General features: G+C 50.1%; 10 protein-coding genes. 1 reads left to right on the top strand and 9 read right to left on the bottom strand.

All coding sequences use genetic code 11. The annotated features are described in order from the left end of the window. Nucleotides 1-207: 207 nt before the first annotated feature. A complete protein-coding gene (locus ACR9Y8_RS21460) occupies nucleotides 208-1,341 on the top strand; it encodes a terpene synthase family protein (RefSeq protein WP_481215305.1) in 1,134 nt (377 codons plus the stop codon). Nucleotides 1,342-1,350: 9 nt separating this feature from the next. On the opposite strand, the gene ACR9Y8_RS21455 is transcribed toward ACR9Y8_RS21460, so the two are convergent. The 9 genes from ACR9Y8_RS21455 to ACR9Y8_RS21415 all read right to left on the bottom strand — a co-directional run bounded on the left by ACR9Y8_RS21455 (nucleotide 1,351) and on the right by ACR9Y8_RS21415 (nucleotide 15,810). After that, nucleotides 1,351-3,153, bottom strand: a complete 1,803-nt coding sequence (locus ACR9Y8_RS21455) for a hybrid sensor histidine kinase/response regulator (RefSeq protein WP_481215304.1) — start codon at nucleotides 3,151-3,153, stop codon at nucleotides 1,351-1,353. A gap of 149 nt (nucleotides 3,154-3,302) precedes the next feature. Continuing rightward, a complete protein-coding gene (locus tag ACR9Y8_RS21450; protein ID WP_481215303.1) occupies nucleotides 3,303-4,076 on the bottom strand; it encodes a carbonic anhydrase family protein in 774 nt (257 codons plus the stop codon). 72 nt (nucleotides 4,077-4,148) lie between these two features. After that, complete coding sequence (locus tag ACR9Y8_RS21445; protein WP_481215302.1) at nucleotides 4,149-5,261, bottom strand: serine hydrolase domain-containing protein; 1,113 nt, start codon at nucleotides 5,259-5,261, stop codon at nucleotides 4,149-4,151. Nucleotides 5,262-5,287: 26 nt separating this feature from the next. After that, nucleotides 5,288-6,157, bottom strand: a complete 870-nt coding sequence (locus ACR9Y8_RS21440; protein WP_481215301.1) for a CPBP family glutamic-type intramembrane protease — start codon at nucleotides 6,155-6,157, stop codon at nucleotides 5,288-5,290. A 23-nt stretch (nucleotides 6,158-6,180) separates the two neighbouring features. Further along, the gene (locus ACR9Y8_RS21435) at nucleotides 6,181-7,065 is read right to left on the bottom strand and encodes a TolB family protein (protein WP_481215300.1); all 885 of its coding nucleotides are present in this window, start codon (nucleotides 7,063-7,065) and stop codon (nucleotides 6,181-6,183) included. A 21-nt stretch (nucleotides 7,066-7,086) separates the two neighbouring features. Next, nucleotides 7,087-8,889 (bottom strand): DUF5107 domain-containing protein, encoded by a 1,803-nt coding sequence (locus ACR9Y8_RS21430; protein ID WP_481215299.1) that lies wholly within the window; start codon nucleotides 8,887-8,889, stop codon nucleotides 7,087-7,089. A 10-nt stretch (nucleotides 8,890-8,899) separates the two neighbouring features. Further along, nucleotides 8,900-10,711 carry a DUF4091 domain-containing protein gene (locus tag ACR9Y8_RS21425; RefSeq protein ID WP_481215298.1) on the bottom strand — a complete coding sequence of 604 codons (1,812 nt, stop codon included), beginning with the start codon at nucleotides 10,709-10,711 and terminating at the stop codon, nucleotides 8,900-8,902. Between the two features lie 24 nt (nucleotides 10,712-10,735). Next, a complete protein-coding gene (locus tag ACR9Y8_RS21420; RefSeq protein WP_481215297.1) occupies nucleotides 10,736-12,421 on the bottom strand; it encodes a RagB/SusD family nutrient uptake outer membrane protein in 1,686 nt (561 codons plus the stop codon). An 11-nt stretch (nucleotides 12,422-12,432) separates the two neighbouring features. Then, on the bottom strand, nucleotides 12,433-15,810 hold the full coding sequence (locus ACR9Y8_RS21415; protein ID WP_481215296.1) for a TonB-dependent receptor: 3,378 nt from the start codon (nucleotides 15,808-15,810) through the stop codon (nucleotides 12,433-12,435). Nucleotides 15,811-15,963: the final 153 nt, after the last annotated feature.

The raw sequence follows: 15,963 nt of genomic DNA, 5'->3' as shown, positions 1-15,963 counted from the left end.
GGCGCAAACCTAGCATTTATTTACATTAAAAATAAAACTCATTTTAATATAATCGCACAAGGGGAGATTAAGGGGTAAAAAGGGGCATTTTAAGCCATCTTTACTGCAATCCGTCTGCAGCCGATGGGGCATGACGATTTTAGGTGTAATTTTTATATGGTTAACGACTGATTAACCTATGCATTATTAACCTAAAATCGATGTTTTATGACCATCAAGACCTTAAGAGGCCTTCCTCGTCCCTTAAAAAAACTGCAGCACGACTACCAATTGCTTCAGAAAGTAGGGTTTAGCAGCTCTATTATCCGGCTGATTGACGACAGGCGGAATCCGCTGAGTGATTACTGCCAGCCTTTTCAGCCCCATCCGGCCAGTAAAGCGATCATACATGCCGCCCGGCAGTTCTGTATCGATCACGGCATCTGGCTGGATAACGCCCAGCATTATATTACCTGCCAGCTTTTCCTGTATCCAACGGCCAGCTATGAACGAATGCTGGTAATGACCAAGAACAATGCGATTGATTATTACCTGAACGACACCTATGGCCGGGATCTGTTCAAGTCGCTCAGCCAGGAACAGCAGGCAGCTGCGGCTGCGGTTATTGAACGTATGTCACACCTCGACGAAAATATGCAGCTGACGGCGGATGCTCAGCCTATAGAACGGGCTAACGCCAGCATGCTGGCTAAGATACGTGATAGCTCACCTAAAGCATGGTTCTCAGAATTTCTTCGCCTGTATAACTATCACCTTGAAGTTACGCATCGTAACTGCAATACTTCTGCGCTGGGTTATGTACCGGATGTTGCGCAGTATGTGGATATGCGTTATCACACCAGCGGCATGCCGCATATTGTGCTGCTGCTGGAGTATGCAGAAGCCAATTTCCTTGACTGGGGCTGGCTGAACGACACGGCCCTTGCGCCTTCACTGCAACGTTTGCACTGGCTGATCGCCGCATTTGGCTGCCTGTCTAACGATCTTTTCTCCTTTGAAAAAGAAGTGATCGACAATGGCGCTGATGCCAACCTGCTGGCGGCCATTGCCTTGAATGAGCCCTCCTGGCAGCTTACAGAAGTAATCTATCATGCGGCAACGATGGTAAAGGATATTCTCCGGGAGTACTTCGACCTGCTGAGCGGTATCCGGAAACAGGTAAGACAGCTCGCTGCTGCATTCCCTGCGGAGACCTCCGGGATGACGCGGCATCTTGACTGCGTTGAAAGATGTGTACAGGCAAGTTGGATGTGGCAGGTACATACGCAGCGTTACAAACGTGTCAATTCCATATGGGAAGAAACACAATTGCCTGAACCGGCTATATTGAAGGCGGTATAGTGGGGTAGGTTATTCCCGTAGTATTTCACTGCTGTGCCTTACGTGTTTGCTTAACACGTTAAGCAGCTGTATTTCGTTGATCGGCTTGACGATAACGTCTGCCGCCCCGGCGGCCTTGACTTCCATCTGCGGTTCCAGCCCTTCGCCGGTGGTGAATACTACGGGGATATTTTTAAAGCGGGTATCGGCCTTTAATCGTATCAAAGCCTCCATGCCGCTCATAACAGGCATTTGTTGATCGAGGATGATAACATCCGGGAGGTGCCCGGCTGTGGTGTATTCTTCCAGCTTATCCAGGAGCTCCTGCCCGTTGCCGGTGACGGTTGCGCGGCACTCGTTCTTGGAGAGGAACCTTGCCAGCAGCAGGGCATTCATGGCATTATCTTCTGCAATGAGTATGTCAACATTAGACAGGTTGTATAGATCGCTTTCTTCCTGCACAATATCTTCCATCCGGCCTTGTACCAGTGGCAGGCATACCGTGAAGACAGTTGTATTATCGCTGCTGCTCACATCAATTACGCCGCCCATGGCGGTCACCTTATTCCGTACGATGTACAGGCCCAGTCCGCGGCCTTCTTTGCCCGAGCTTCCATCATCGCGTACAAACGGATCAAAGATATGCGGCAGCTTATCAGCGCTGATGCTGCCCTGGTTCTTTACGATTATCGTCCATTCATCATTTGCACTGGTTACATCTACATATACCGTGCTGCCTTTATGAGAATATTTGATCGCATTGGTGAGCAGGTTGGCGCCTATCTGTTGTAACTGCTGCCAGTCGGCCAGGATCACATCGGGCATCCCAGTTATCTGCAGCTGCAATTTGATGCCTTTGATCTTTGCCACGAAGCGGTTGCCATCTATCAGGCGCCCGAAGAAGTCTTGTGGCTTCCCGGCTGCTTCTTCCAGCGTAAACATTTTACCGGCTTCTATCTGGGCCAGGTCCAGCACGTTGTTGATAATGCCGCGGGCATTTTCGCAGGCATAGAGCTGCTGATCTATCAGCGGCTCAATGATCTTCAGTTGCCCGTTCAGCTTGATGTCGCGCTTAATCATCTGCGCACACATATATACGGTGTTCAATGGAGTGCGCAGTTCGTGCGTTACTTCTGCAACGAAAACACGTTTGAAATTATTGGTCTTGATCAGTTCATACTTCAGATCATTGGAGCGGATGTAGGGCTGGCTCACCACGGCAATGATCACCAGCACACCGGCTATGGCCATGGATTGGATGATAAAGCCTGTCTGGCGGTCTACCGGTATGTGCGCCACGAAATTGAAATAGTATCCCACCTGCACAAAGGCCAGTGTAAGCCCGGCAGCAAAGAAGCAGAGCTTTCTCAGTTTCCTGTCTGCGAATATCAGGCAGATAATAGAGATCAGGAAAGTGATCATGAACTGCAATTGAATGATGCCGCCAAACAACAAACAGTAGTACGAGATAGCCACGCATTGCAGGAAGTAGAGGGTAAGGCTGGCTGCTACGCGCTGCCTGTAATGGTTGATCAGCAGCACAGAGGCGTTGATCGTCAGTTCTACAATAATGGCAATAAGTATAGACAGCTTTCCTGTGAGGGCATATACTACCGGGGCGATAACCAGCATGGCAGCACCGATAGCCAGTGAAAGCGTGTTCGTCATGATTATATTGGAAACAAGCACTTCGTCCTCTGTGCCTTCGATCCCGATTTTTCGCAGTTGCCAGACAACTGATGCCAGCTTGCTTTTCAGGGATGTGATTACTTTTTTAAAACCATCACCGGCTGCATTGAGGGAAATAAGCACCTGCCGCAAACTCATATGCATGTTAAGCGATCTGTTTTTGGGTTTTAGGTGTAAAAAATCCGCATCACTCACAGGTTACGCTACGGGATTTTTTAATATTCCACTTCTAATTTAAGTTTATTTTTGAATATGACCGCGATAAAAGGTTGTTCATTTTAGCTGTGCGGATCTTAGAAAAAAACTACTTTTCCGCTATTCATATCATATACTCCTCCGATGATCATGATTTCCCCCTTTTTCTCCATCTCTGCCAGTATTGGGCTGTTTTTACGAATATTCTCCACTGTCAGCTTCACATTCTGTTCGCATACCGCATGCACGAAAGCATCATTCTTTGCGTCTTTATCGCCGTTAAAGGATACACTGGCGACCGCGGGCCTGATCCTGGCCAGTAAAGCAGTGATATTTCCCAGCTTCACATCGTCAATGGCTGATTTAATAGCGCCGCAATGTTCGTGGCCCAATACCAGGACCAGCTTTGCACCGGATACTTTACAACCGAATTCCATACTGCCCAGCATATCGGGATTCACCACATTACCGGCTACCCTGCCTACAAAGATATCGCCGATGCCGCGGTGAAAAACATCTTCCACAGGCACGCGTGAATCTACACAGGAAAGGATCATGGCCTTGGGATACTGCCCAAGGGCCGCCTTACGGATACGTGCAGAGCTGTTACGGATAGTCAGCCGGTCGTTCACAAAATCGTCATTCCCTTCTTTTAGTAAGTCCAGCACCTGTTGCGGTGTCAGCGCACGCTGCTGCTCCTGTGTTAACACAGGGCTTTCCAATATTTCTGTTGTATCTATTTCAATGGTTCCTTTCCCGGTAATGGCAGTATCGGAAGGCGTTGCGGCATTGGGGGTTTGTGGTCCGCCGCAGGCGCAGAGCATGAGCAGCAAGGCAGCCAGGGAAAAACGGTTGGTTTTAGCGGTTCCCATACACATTCATTGTTTGGTATTTAACACCGCTGTCCGTTATTTTGTTCTGCCATACCGGGCAAGATCACGGATCTACTGCTCTATCGCCGGACCAACATACTCACGCATGATGGCAGCAGAGTTCTTTTTGATATCCCATTTATTATAATTCCCTGCAGTGATCACCACTACCAGCTGATGCTCCTTGTCGAAGATGATACGCTGGTCGCCATTGCCCACGCAGTTCACTACCCTGATCTCTTTGTCGCCTATCTTATCGTACCAGATCCAGAACTGGTAGCCATAGGCTCCCTTGCCATGTCCCTGGAGCGGCACATGGTCTTCCATGGATATTTTTACCCAGGAGGCAGGCACCACCTGTTTGCCATTCCAGCGCCCCTCATTATTGTACAGCAGACCAAATTTCAAGAGATCCCTTGAGCGGAGGCGCAATCCTGAAGCGGCGGCTGGCATATCAGTGCCGGGGTATTTCGTCCATGCAAATTGCGTGATGCCTAATGGAGCGAACAAATATTCCTTTGCAAACTGGTCTACTTTTTTGCCGGTGGTGCGTTCCAGGATAGCGGCCAGCAGTTGAGTGGTACCGCCGTTGTATTTCCATATCTGTCCGGGCGGCGCTTCCATGGGCTGGGTCAGCACAAAGCCCACCGGATCAGGGCTCTGGATCATCCGTATTTCACTGTTCTCAGGATTGTCATAGGGCACATCTTCATTCCATACAAGGCCGGAGCTCATGGTAAGCAGGTGTTCCACCGTTAAGGCTGATTTGAGGCCGGTATCCTGCGCGGCATACTGTGGGAAGAAATCGAGCACCTTCTGGTGCACGCTTTTGATCTTGCCCTGTTGAATGGCGATACCTACACAGGCAGATACAATGCTTTTGGAAATGCTTCTCAGATCATGCAAACTATCTTTACTATGCGGTACTACGCCGATGGAATTGCCCCAATGTTCATCTTTGCCCGGCCAGTAATTTTCATATATCAGCTTATTGTGACGGCTGATGAGCAAGCTGTGGATGTTGGGATAAGTACCTTTTTCAATTTCAGCGGCCAATGCCTGGATCTTGTCGGCATTCACCTTTTCTGCTGACATAGTAGTGGTGGCGATGCCCTCTGTTGACTGTTGCGAAAAACCCATGTGTGCGACGAGCACAAGTAAAAAGGATAAGGCTACATTTTTCATTTTAGTAAATGCTATACAGTGATGAATTAAATTACCAGCTCTTTTCTTTTTCTCCAGAAGATAAATCCCACAATTACAGAAACAATGGGTAAGGCGATCCCAAATTCGTCAATATACTTCATGGTATCTCCTGTATCCACTGTTATAGGCGTGAATACCATCTGTATGAACAGGTTATGGCTGGCATGCAGCAAGGTGCCGGTCCACAGGCTGCCTGATTTCATGCGCATCCAGGTATACACAAAACAGCTTGCGAATACCATCACGGTAAAGCAGATAAGCGCATATAGTTTGGACCCGCCTGTGTTATAGTTGGCGCCCACCAACAGGGGATAATGATAAACTGACCAGATCAATCCCATCCATAACGAAGTGGCTGTATAAGAATTGATCTTTGACAATTGTGGTGTAAGAAAACCGCGCCAGCCGATCTCTTCACCTAGCGCAGAAGCCATAGAGCGCACCATACCGAAAATGCCGGTGAGCAATACAAACAGCATGATCACCACTCCATCCGGAAGGTTCCAGCTCAGACCTTTGGCCACTTTCGTTACAAACTCTTTGTTATAGAAACCGCCCTTACCACTGATCCAGACAGCCAGGTAGGCGGCCAACGCATATAAAAACGGGATCGCATAAGACCAGACCTGGTATTTATTCTCCCCCCACTTCCAGCCCAAAGAAGCGATCGGAATCCGCCTGATCAGGCAGGTAAGCAATGCCGACAGCCCAGGGCACCACATGATCATTATCACATAGCTTAGTGGCGGATAACCGGCGCCGATATTACCGGTACGGATACACATATAATATATGGGCAGACACAGGATAGTGGTAATTACCAGGAAAGTGGCAATGTTTTTCCGGGTTTGTGATTGGGCAGGTTTGTTTTCCATAAGCGGTTATATTAGTAAACGTTTTATTCTGGCAGATAGCGTGTATCAATCCACTTTACGTCAAAATTGCTGCTGAAGAAAAGATACCTCCCATCCGGCGTCAGGTAAGAACAATATTCATAGGTATCGGTATTCACGCGCGGGCCCGCATTCCTGGCAGGCGCCCATTGCTGCCTGGTATCTTTACGGGTGTAGTAGATGTCGGCAGAACCGTGGCTGTCTTTTCTTTCAACGGAGGTGAAATACAGCAGGCGATCGTCTTTAGCAATGCAGGGATCATGTTCCATAGCAGGCGAGTTAACAGCAGGACCCAGATTTTCAGGCACACTATAATGCCCCTGCACCAGGCGGCTTACATAAATATCATGATCGCCCAGGCCCCCTGCCCTGTTGGAAGCAAAATAGATATTGCCGTTATCAGCCAGTGAAACATAGTACTCTGTGCTGTCTGAGTTAACAGCCCGCAGGTTCTCCGGGGCAGACCAGCTGCCTTCTGCCAGCGGTCTCACAAACCAGATATCATAATCCGGGATAGTATCTGCGGCATCCCTGGGGCGGTTGGAAATGTAGTACAGGGCGCCGTCTGGTCCAAAGAAGGGATCAGCCTGTGAGTAATTGTTTTCAGAAAAGGGAGCCACCTGTGGCGTGGTCCATTGCTTACCATCATATTTTGTGACGAGGATCTGCCAGCCGCCCTTAAAGGAGCGTCCGAAATAAAACGCTTTACCATCCGGCGAAAAAGCGGCATTGAAGTCCAGCGAATCCTTTGAAACAATGCCCGGTAAAAAAGGCAGGGCTACAGAATCAGGCAGCGGCGCAGGGTAAGGAATGCTGGTCTCAGGTACAGTATTGCAGCGGGTAGTTAGCAGGCAACTACCCAAGAGGCAACAGTAGAGAATAGATCTCATGGCGACGGCTTATCCCACAATCTACTCATATTCCCTGTAAGCGCCAAACCTGGCAAGCCGGTCTTCTCCCAGCTGCCGCGGAACAGGCGCACAGGGCTCTTTCAGCTGTTGGCATAGCTGCATCCATAAGCCAGTGCGGGTATAGGTTTGATGTACTTTCTGGAAGGGGGTTGACAATAACAATGCTTTTGCCTGCTGCAGCTCTCCTTTATCGATCAGCAGCTGTACCCGCCGTTCTATCAGCCATTCATCCGGTAGCGCCGCAACCTGGGCCAGCCAGGCTTCCCGCTCCGGTATGGTCTGGGCGCCAAAGCTGCGCAATACCTTATCTCTTTCCACTACTACCTGCGGATGGAGCTGCAGCCATTTTTCGTTGATGTCATTAAAAGCTTGCCTGGCGCCCTGCATATCATTTTGCTGTTTCAGCAACCTGGCCAGCAGTACTTTTGCTACGCCTGTTTTGCTGGCATGCAGTGCTTTGACTGCATCCTCATTTCTGCCCCTGCCCATCAACCAGGCGCCATAGTAGAACTCCCACAGCGCATGCTCTTCACCGTTAGAGGCGCCAATTGCCGAACGGAAAGGACCATCCAGGTCTTCCATACCCGAAGGCGCCCAGATGCATTCATCTATACGCGGTGGAGCTGGCAGAGAGGTCCTGTCCTCATAAGATTTCCGCAGGGATCTCCATATATCTGTTTCCCGTCTGCCAATCCAGTCAAATAAAGGAATGGCGCTTACAGGCCGCAACACGGTATGAGGCAGCTGCAAGGCATAAATATCCAGCTCTTTATCTGAAGGGATCCAATACTCAACATGTGAATGAGTGGCTTTGGAGCCCAGCTCCTGTTTAACAGACTGGTCGCCTGCAGGGCCTCCCTGGAGTTCTATATACGACTGATGACGGGCTGTGCTCAAGGTAGACCATGCACTGTCTTCGCCCACGCCATAACTCCAGAGCTTAATGCCCGGTGCGCTGTTGTCTGCAATATGATATAGTCCCACACCCAGCGAAGGCGTATAGGCGCCGAAAGCGTTGACGTCTTTTGTTTTCCAGAAGTAACCGGTCATCTCCCGGATATTACTTTCCGTACGGGGCCCCTGGCTGGCCCAATCGATCGTGTCCATACTGGAAGCATGCACCAGCACATTGCCTTTGGGAAAATTATAGCGGGTATCCGGCGCTGAAGGCAAGGCTGCATTAGACCAGCTCATCCAGGGATAGGCGTCTTTACCGGGATTATAGAACTTCACCCGCTCTGTGAGAAAAGGATCATCCGGCCCCAGTGAATATTCAACAGACCATTGCATGCCGAAGCGCAGCTCTCTTTCACCGCAGGTAACATAGGTACGATCCGGCATCCGGTCTATCCGGTAGGATACCTGTTCGTTCTGCGAAGGGGAATGTGAAATAGGAAAGCTTACTTCAATACCACCGGCCACAAAATAGAAGCGCGGCAGAATGCGCGTGTAGCGGATCACGTCGGGTGCATACAACACTTCCTTTCCGGAAGGCTTATGCACCAGTGAGAGCACCTTACCGCCAAGATCCGGGCAGATGGTGGCTTTTACCAGCTCGTTCTCCAGCACTACCAGCTGGTATTTCTTTACCACCGGCCGGTTGGATGTTTCCACATAGCTGATATAGGGGTACACGCCATTGGGGTCTAATGCAGCTGGTACAGGACCAGCAGGTGTCAACACATCAGTCAGCAGATAGTCCTCATACTCGTTACAAACCACTTTACCGGGCTTTTCGTGGCTCATGCAAGGGGCGATCATACTGCCTGTGAGCAGCAGCAAAAGTGCAACACGCTTTATCATATTGTAGGTTTTAGGGGATCATTGCATCGCTCAGCGCAGCTACCAATTGTTTTCCCTTATCAACATCGGCCGTGATCTTTTGCTCATCAAAATTGTGCTCCTGTGTAAATGTTTTTAAGTGCTGTTCTAAAGATTGCCAAAGTTTGCTGACAGATTTATTGGCCGATGCAGCTGCTTGTGCTTTTAATATACGAATTTTCTCGTAGTCAGCGATACCTTCCCTCATTTTTTCGAACCGGATACAGCTGTTTCCGCCCGGGTATACCAGGTAGCAATCACCAGCCGGCCATGAGCCATGGCGGGCGTCCCGCACGGGATCTTCAGGCCATGCATCATAGGCCCAGCGAAGAAATCCATCGTAGCCACGGGCGGCGGCATACCAACTTATCCAGGTACCTTCTATAGGAGGAGAAAACACAAAGTTGTTAGGCTTGGCAGGATTGCAGCAAACATAGAAGGTAGAAGTACTGCCCCTGGCAATACGCTGCTGCAGTTCTTCCTTCGTTGGCTCCTTGCCGTAGAGATAACAATAATCATCCAGTAAGGTATCCAGTTCCTTGTGCCAGTTACCCGCGTAGGTAATGCGCCATTCGGGAGAATGTGCCTTCATTACTTTAATGGCGGCCAGGGTTTGTGGCATCTCATTTTCATTGATGCCCAGGTACGTCTTTTTGAACCATCCTTTCTGTTCAAGATGCGCCTTGAAGTCTGTAAGGAAGGTGTTCCAGCGGGCGGTGTAGGTGTCTGTTCCAGGTGACCATGTTTCATATATGTAGTTGCCCGTAGCAGCATCCATATAACGGAAACGGTTACCCCAGGGAATGGGCGTATAGAGTGTAATGGCTTTATCAATACCCAGGTCCATAGCCATCTGCACATACTCGTCAAATATGGTGTAATCAAATTTCCAGGCGCCGTTCTTCTCTTTGATCCATTCTATCATGCCGCCTTCTATCATGTAGGAATTGTCGGCCCAGGGAGAATGAACCCCATAGGTAGTAATGTATTTACCCCCTGCATCTGCATATAGCTGCAGATGTTGTTTCAGCAATGCTTTATGCTCAGGGCTCCAGGGTATAAGATGATTGTACCAGGCCACTGCCCACGGGTTCTGCCACAGGTCCAGGCGGTACTGCCAGTCGCGCGGAGGGGGCAGTACCTGTTGCTGTACCTTTATTTTTACCTGCAGGGTATCTGTATTACGGGCCGTGTTTACCAGCACGGTTCCGGTGTAGGTACCTTTTGCGGCATCCGCAGGGATGTCCAGGGAAAGCCACACAGGCCTTACCGTACGGCCGGGCAGGTCAAAGCGGTCAAATGCCTCGAAGCGGTCGGGCATGAGATAACCTTCTTTGTAGGGCGACTCGCCGCATACTGCATCTTTGGCCCCATATGGATAATTGGAGACCACATAGCGAACCATCTGCAGCTTTGCCTGTTTGCTGTCGATCGTATTACCTTCGGCGTTTATTAGCTTGCTCACAGTAAAGCGTACCTGCTGCAAGGTGTCCGGCGACCAAACCAGTAGTTGTATATTCAGCCGCTCGCCTTTCCATGCAGTGGCTTCCCAGGAAGTACTTGTGTGCTGCGCGGGCACTTCTGTTCTGAAATATAAACGGTCTGTTGAACCAAATGCGCTGTGCAAACCAGGTTGCAGGGCGGCCCAGGCAGCTGCATCCATTGGTTTATCGAATGTGTATTCCGGTTGGTAGTGTGCATCCAATACGGGTAGCATGCTGTTGGTGATGGATGCGCTGTACTGTGCAAGCGCGCCTGTTGAAATGACGTGGATCAGGCTGAAGAGCAAAGCTATTCTTTTCATTAAACTGTTTTTGGATAAAAGAAATTACCATCCTGTATTTTGCGTCAATGAGCCGTGCGAGAGCTGTATCTGTTGCAGCGGCAGTGGATCCAGGTAATGCCTGGGAATAAATCTGCGGGCGGTGGATGGTTCTGCTACTATGAACCCTTCGCCGTCTACCTGTATGTCTGTTCCAACCTTCAGGTCGGGGTAGCGCTGCTGGAATTCCGTACCCACAAATTTAACACCTTTCAGGGCCTGCGGCATCACGGCTTCAGCAGTTTTCCACCTTCTCAGGTCATCTCTCCTGAAGCCTTCAAAGGCCAGTTCTACGGTACGTTCCCGCCTGATCTCCTGCTGCATGTTAAGACCATTGGCAGCTACAAAACCATTGGTGAGCGGCGGCATATTTACGCGGCTTCTCAGTACGTTAATGGTACGGGTGAGATCCTGGTCGGTAATGACGCCGTTCTTTTCATATAAGGCTTCGGCCAGTATCAGCAACACTTCGGCATAGCGGAATTCCTTATAATCATATTGCCCGCGAAAAGTGGCGGCGTCCAGGGTTTCATCCATGAACTTCCGTAGCATGTAACCCGTACGGGTGGCATTGGTTCCGGTAAAACCTGGATAGGTGGCTTTCCAGAGACCGCCTTCGAAAAAGATAGTGCTGCCGGGCATGATGAAGGTCATGGCCATACGCGGATCCCTGTCCTGGAATTCGCTGGTGAGGGTATTGTATCCCTGGAAGAGCGGCGACTTGCTGATGGGCAGGCCGTCTTTAGACAGGTACATATCTGCCATATTCTTCGTTGGCACCATGAAATTGAACCACAGCTCTCTTGTCCAGTTGTGTACAATGCGGTTCAGGTAATATCTCCTGGCCAGTATCACTTCTTTGCTATCATCGCCCTGCTGGATGAAGATGTATTTATAGCTGTTATCGCCGCTGCCTGTATATAACGCATATTCTCCGGAGCTGATCACCTTACCGGCAGCATCTATTGCCATGGAAAGATATTTAGCGGCATCACCCTGACCATGGTATTTAGCCCAGGTACCCATATAGAGGGCTACCCTGGCTTTGAATGCCAGTGCTGTGCCCTGGGTTACCCTGCCAGATTCATCTTCTGTAAGCCCGCTTTGCAGGGGCAGCTTGTTTGCCGCGCTATCCAGGTCCCGGATCATGAAATCAATGATCTCTGCCTGGGATGAGCGGGGTGTATACAGTTCAGGAGAATTCACTTCCAGTACTTTTTCTATCAGGGGCACGCCGCCAAATGTTCTCACCAGGTTCCAGTAATGATAAGCCCTGAAAAAAAGCGCTTCACCAACCCACCGGTCTATACCAGCGCCCAGGCTGGATGAACGCGCCTTTTGCAGGAGATAGTTGGCGCCCCTGATGCGTTTATAGGAACTATCCCACAAGGGCGAAGTGGACGTAGGAAGATAGTTGCCCGCGCTGATGGCCCGGGTATCGGTACCATTGGCGGCGATCACACCGGAGCCTATATAGGAGCCAAAAGCGATATCGGAATTGTTATCTATATACTGTGGAACACTTTGCAGGTCGAAATAAAAATCATTGGCTGCCAGTTCAAAATCAGCAGGGGTTTGCCAGAACAATGTATCTGCTATCTGTTCTTTGGGCGTAAGGTCCAGCTCTTTATTGCAGCTTATCCAGATAAGCGGAAGCAGCAGGTATTTACAGTAGTTGATGATACGTAGCATGATCATGGGCGTTAAAAGGTGAGGTCAATACCGAATGAATAGAAGCGCTGAAAGGGATAGTTGAAGCCATTGGCGGCAGCTTCAGGATCCCATCCGCCTTTTACATGGTGCAGCTCTGCCAGGTCTTGTCCGCTGAAGTAGACCCTGGCCTGGGAGACAGACCACTTCCTCAGCAGGTCTGCTGGCAGCGAATAGCCCAGCTGCAGGTTCTTCAGCCTGACATAGGCCGCATTGATACGCTGCAAAGTGGAAGGCTGATAATTCCAGTAACGGATGCTGCCATGGCTGAGCCGGGGATAGTACGCATCTTGTCGGTCTTCATTCCAGGTTTGCCCGTAATAGAATTGGGGCGGTTGTCTCCACCAATCGCTCCAGGGTATGGCATACTCCCCTTCCCTGAACAATGTGCGTTTGCCCACGCCCTGTACAAAAACACTGATGTCAAAGTTCTTAAACTTAGCCCCGAGGTTTACGCCGAAATTATACCGCGGCGTAATGGAACCGGCGTTGATCACATCTCCGTCGTCACCTGCCTTATCTCCTACAGGGCTGATCTTGCCGTCGCCGTTCAAATCTTTGAAGCGGGCATCGCCAATGCTGATATCAGCAGGCACACCGCCCAGCTGTTTGTACGCATCCAGCTCTGCCTGTGTTCTGATCACACCATCAAAAACATAAGCGAAATAAGTATATACCGGGTAGCCTTCCCGGATGCGGTTCAGTCCGGGTACATAAGTATCTGCTCCGCCATAGTATACTACCTCATTCCGGGCATCGCTGAGCAGGATCCTGGCGTTATACTCCAGGTTACCGATCCTGTCTTTCCAGCCAATGGAGGTTTCAAATCCCTTTGTTCTCAGCTCTCCTGAATTGGAGTACGGCGCTACGGCGCCCAGTACGCTGGGATATGTAACGGGTATCAGCAGGTTGCGGTTTGTTTTTATGAAATAATCGAATGAAAAGTTCAGTCTCGAATCCAGGAGCGTGGCATCTACGCCGATGTTACGGTTGATCAGCGTTTCCCAGGTCCTGTCTGTAGATACGATCCCCGATAATGACGCGGCCTGACTTTGCAGACCGGCGCCAAAGGGGTAGGGGTAATTAAATGGATCAGGCCGACCCAGCTGGATCAGTTTTAAATAATCATAATAACCGATCCCTTCCTGATTGCCTGTCTGGCCATAAGAGGCCCGCAGCTTCAGGTCGTTCAGTATACTAACGTTTCTCAGAAATGCTTCTTTAGAAAGGCGCCATGCAACAGATACACCCGGGAACAGTCCCCAGCGCTTGTCTGGCTGAAACCTGGAACTACCATCATAGCGCAGGTTGGCTTCCACCAGGTATTTATTATCATAGCTGTAGCTGATCCTTGAAAAGAGCGAACTAATGGCCCATTTGTAGCCACCGCCCTGGTTGGTCATGTTGGTGGTGGAGCCCAGGTTCAGCGACCAGGGACCTTGCACCACGAAGTTCATACGCCGGGCGCCGAAATAATCATAATCGTTATTCTCATGAGAGCCACCGGCCATGACCTCTATATCATGCTTTGCAAAGGTTTTGGCGTATTGCAGATAGCCGGTATAGTTACGATAGCTGTTCTCCGCATTCTCCTGTGCAACAGCCGTTTCATTTGGGTTAGCAATGGCGTAGTAGGCCAATGCGCCATCCCAGTTGTACAGCGGAACAGATTTGGCAATATCCTTATTGTTCTGGGAGCTGTGGTTAATACCTGTTTGCAGGTTCAGCTTCAGTCCATCTATTATTTCGGCGATCAGTTTAAAGTTAGTGTTCAGGTTACGGGTATTGTAAGTAGCGGTAGCTGCTTCTTTTGCTTCTGCTACGGCATTTCCCCATCCGCCTTGTGCGAAGAACTTCCCGTCTTTTGCATACACCGGGTGATTAGGCATGCCGAATACCGCCTCGGTGATCAACCAGCCTCCTACCCCGCCAACGTCTGTCCGTTGCTGGTTCTCGAAGGCTACTTTGGTTTCAAGCCTGATCCGTTTGGAGAAGTCGTAATCATAATTAAGGCGCAGGTTATAGCGCTTGTTATTATCCGGCGCATATTTGATCACACCCCGCTGATCTGTATAGCTTCCGGAGAGGTAATAGCTGGAACTTTCTCCGCCACCGCTGACGTTGACATTATGCTTTTGCTGGAAACCGTTCTCCATCACTTCATCTATCCAGTTGGTATTGGTGAAGAACAGCATCCATCCATCATATAAGGGATGCGGAACAGGATTGGGATCGTTACCCTGGATCTTCTGCAACATCTCAGGTGTATACATGGGCGCCGCGCCGTTGTGGATGTTCGCTTCATTATCCATGATGGCCATCTCGTAATTTGTAGGGCTTTTCATCATGCCGGACAGTTTGGTAACAGCCAGGTTGGTGCTATAGCTGATACGCGGTCTGCCTTTAACCCCTTTCTTGGTGGTGACGATGAAAACGCCGTTGGCAGCACGTGCACCGTAGATGGAAGCAGCGGCATCCTTCAGCACATCGATGGATTGAATATCATCCGGGTTCAGGAGGTTCAGATCTCCCGGCACACCATCTATCAATACCAGCGGCGAGTTGCCGCCATTGGTAGAAGAAAGCCCTCTTACGTTCAGGTCAAAATCTTCTGTACCCGGTTTACCGGAGCCGCGTTGTATCACCACGCCGGGGATCTCGCCCTGCAGTGCAGACAGCGCATTGGCGATAGGGCGGGATTTGATCACGTCTGCAGAAACAGAGGAAACTGCGCCGGTGAGATTTTGCCTTCTCCTGGTGCCATAGCCCACCACTACAAAGCTTTCCAGCACCTTTATGTCTGTTACCAGCTTTATATCCAGGCTGGAACGCCCGGCTACCGGCGCTTCCTGTGTAACATAGCCTGTAAAGGAAAATACCAGTATGCTGCCCGGCGGTATACGGATGGTATAGCGGCCGGCTGCATTTGTTTGCGTGCCTTGCTGCCGGCCCTTTACCAATACCGTCACCCCGGGTATCGGCCCACCTGCAGAATCGGTTACCAGGCCCGAAACATATACCGTAGTATCTGCCTGCAGCAAAGACGCAGGCAATGCTGGCAGCGGCACGATCTTAGGAACCGTGCTTCTGATGACCACGTTGTTGTCCCGGATGGAATAGGTAAGCGGCTGTCCTTTGATGCAAAGGTCCAGCACCTGCTGCAGCGGCACGTCCTGTACATTAATGGTAACGGGGCTAGTGCCTTTCAGCAGGGATTCATTGCAGATGATGGATACGCCGGTTTGCCGGGAGATCTCTATAAAGACCTTTCCCAGCGGCGCATGTTTCATGGAAAGCGTTACTCCCTGTGAAAGTGCTGCAGCACTGATGTGCAGGCAGGCAATGAGTAACAGAAATGCTGTCATCTTCATAACGAGGAATAGTTTCCTGCTAAAGTTTAATGGCATACTTTTGCAATGTTTGGTGGTTATCAGATCAATAGTCTTGAGCAGATTGTTTTTCCGTGTGCCCCAACAGTTCAACCGGGCCCCGACCCCCATCGGGATCCGGTTTTTTTATGTTTG

It is taken from the genome of Chitinophaga sp. SVR4-12A (assembly GCF_056754765.1).
The sequence above is the reverse complement of the archived record's forward strand: the minus strand, read 5'-3'. Positions and strand labels throughout refer to the sequence as shown.

Coding starts and splice junctions, on each gene's coding strand:
- ACR9Y8_RS21425 (WP_481215298.1), bottom strand. CDS start 10,711: ATGAAAAGAATAGCTTTGCTCTTCAGCCTGATCCACGTCATTTCAACA.
- ACR9Y8_RS21445 (WP_481215302.1), bottom strand. CDS start 5,261: ATGAAAAATGTAGCCTTATCCTTTTTACTTGTGCTCGTCGCACACATG.
- ACR9Y8_RS21460 (WP_481215305.1), top strand. CDS start 208: ATGACCATCAAGACCTTAAGAGGCCTTCCTCGTCCCTTAAAAAAACTG.
- ACR9Y8_RS21415 (WP_481215296.1), bottom strand. CDS start 15,810: ATGAAGATGACAGCATTTCTGTTACTCATTGCCTGCCTGCACATCAGT.
- ACR9Y8_RS21420 (WP_481215297.1), bottom strand. CDS start 12,421: ATGCTACGTATCATCAACTACTGTAAATACCTGCTGCTTCCGCTTATC.
- ACR9Y8_RS21440 (WP_481215301.1), bottom strand. CDS start 6,157: ATGGAAAACAAACCTGCCCAATCACAAACCCGGAAAAACATTGCCACT.
- ACR9Y8_RS21455 (WP_481215304.1), bottom strand. CDS start 3,153: ATGCATATGAGTTTGCGGCAGGTGCTTATTTCCCTCAATGCAGCCGGT.
- ACR9Y8_RS21450 (WP_481215303.1), bottom strand. CDS start 4,076: ATGGGAACCGCTAAAACCAACCGTTTTTCCCTGGCTGCCTTGCTGCTC.
- ACR9Y8_RS21435 (WP_481215300.1), bottom strand. CDS start 7,065: ATGAGATCTATTCTCTACTGTTGCCTCTTGGGTAGTTGCCTGCTAACT.
- ACR9Y8_RS21430 (WP_481215299.1), bottom strand. CDS start 8,889: ATGATAAAGCGTGTTGCACTTTTGCTGCTGCTCACAGGCAGTATGATC.